This is a genomic window from Microcystis sp. LE18-22.4A (genome assembly GCF_027531105.1).
In the GTDB taxonomy this organism is placed as follows: domain Bacteria; phylum Cyanobacteriota; class Cyanobacteriia; order Cyanobacteriales; family Microcystaceae; genus Microcystis; species Microcystis aeruginosa.
On the sequence record NZ_JAPZRB010000168.1, the window covers coordinates 1 to 1,692 of the forward strand.

Genomic DNA, 1,692 nt, shown 5'->3' on the forward strand with positions numbered 1-1,692 from the left:
GGTCGAGGGAATCAACAATAAACTTAAACTAATAAAACGGAGAGGCTATGGCTTTAGAAACTTTCGGAATTTTTGGGTTAGAAGTATGTTATCTTGGCATCTTGTCTGTTGATTTAGCATAAAGGGTAACGAAGAGCCAAAAACCTTTTCTAGACTTAGCTCCTTTTCTACTGGAAGTTAGATCAATATCGGTTTTGACATACTCAAAGTAAATGTCAGTAATTGGATAGATTTTGGTTAGTTCAGAAACGTCTCGAAGTTCAAGTTGACGATTAGCTCTAATTGAGGGAGCTAATTTTCCTTGTTTTCTATTTGAGAATCGTTTTTGTCGATGCGATCTTAGATTAAAAGAAAGTTGGCGGTTAATCCGTCTTTTTCTACGTCCTCTTCGCATTAAGCAGCGATTGTCTAGGCACTCTCTTACTCGCTTAAAAGGAAGTTCTAAGTGAGCCTTCCAAAGAGTAAAAAGGGAGGATTGAACACCAATTCCAGAGAATAATTTACCTGGGTCAATACCAATGGCAATCGGTTGGGTTTTGTTATCGGAAGGTTCAGTGGTTAGCTGGACATAAAAAATATCTAGGGTCTGCTGAAAAAGTTTTTCGTGGGGGCAGGGTGTGGGGTGTGGGGTGTGGGGTGTAGGGTTTTACCGATTTTGAGGTAGTCAGTTACCTAATTTTCAGGGAAAAAGTCCAGGAATTTTACCCCCGATCACTCCAATGGTAGGCACTTTTTGAGGGGAAAAAAGTCTAAAAGCCTTATCCAACAAGGTTTTTAGATTTATTCAGCCAGCCCTATCTAAGTCGTTGAATTTACCGATAGCTTTTCCTTCCTTAATCCACCGCCTGGCCCGACTGGGTTTGGTGGGCATTAACGACTTTCCGTCTTTTGAGATAACAGGAACTCTTGCTATGGAGATAATCCTTAAGAGTGAAGTTAATGTCCCTTACCGCAACACAATCAAGATGTCTTGTCTAACAACGCTTTACCAATAAAGCTTAGAGGGAATCCGAACTAGGGAAGTATTCGGAAGTCTGTGCCAGATTGTGTCTCGATGCGGTAGTCTTTACTTGCGTCGCCTAAATTGGTTTAGGCAAGCCCCGTCCCTTTTAGGGCGGGGTTAGTGACGAATCAAATTATCTCAAACCCAGTCAACGCTTCGACATTTTGTCGGAAAGCGATTAAGGCATGATTAGCTTGATACTCGACGAGACCAGAGAAGATCGCCTCCGAGACTTCCTGCGAGACAACGGTTTTGATCTCAATATTGGTGTTATAACCGACCATATCTCCCTGGCGGTTGCCGTGGCGACCTGCGCCCTGGGCTTGCGAGAGGGTATAGCCAGTTACGCCTAACTCTTGCAGCAGCTTGATCATGCGGTCTTGCAAGACGGTTTCACCAATGATGACAACCAGTACAGCCAGTTTAATGGGTAGGGATGAGGATGACATGGGCAACTCCTAAAATGGGTTTTTCAAAGACAATGTTATTGACATCCTCACCACGCCACTTTTTTAGGGTGGTCGCGTCAATGGGGTTGACGCAGATAGCGAAAAACGCTTAATTGCTTAAGTCTGACACTTTCGACCCGTCCGTTTTGAGTGTCCGAATGCCCTCCGGCCACTTTGAACAAGTCGAAAAAATCTCATGTTCAACCTTATTTCCTAGAAAGTTTTACTCGTTCAAGGCCG

The 1,692-nt window shown here is 43.6% G+C and carries 3 protein-coding genes and 1 pseudogene; 1 reads left to right on the forward strand and 3 read right to left on the reverse strand.

Annotated features, from left to right (window positions below):
- The coding region (locus O9295_RS07520; protein ID WP_071784045.1) for a transposase at positions 1-112 on the forward strand (112 nt) is incomplete at its 5' end.
- A 27-nt stretch (positions 113-139) separates the two neighbouring features.
- Here O9295_RS07520 and O9295_RS07525 read toward each other — a convergent pair.
- From O9295_RS07525 to O9295_RS07535, 3 genes and pseudogenes are all read right to left on the reverse strand, one after another.
- Positions 140-583: pseudogene (locus O9295_RS07525) on the reverse strand (RRXRR domain-containing protein); the annotation flags it as partial.
- 201 nt (positions 584-784) lie between these two features.
- Positions 785-871 carry an RRXRR domain-containing protein gene (locus O9295_RS27770; RefSeq protein WP_260324580.1) on the reverse strand — a complete coding sequence of 29 codons (87 nt, stop codon included), beginning with the start codon at positions 869-871 and terminating at the stop codon, positions 785-787.
- A 260-nt stretch (positions 872-1,131) separates the two neighbouring features.
- On the reverse strand, positions 1,132-1,452 hold the full coding sequence (locus tag O9295_RS07535) for a P-II family nitrogen regulator (RefSeq protein ID WP_008206554.1): 321 nt from the start codon (positions 1,450-1,452) through the stop codon (positions 1,132-1,134).
- Positions 1,453-1,692: the final 240 nt, after the last annotated feature.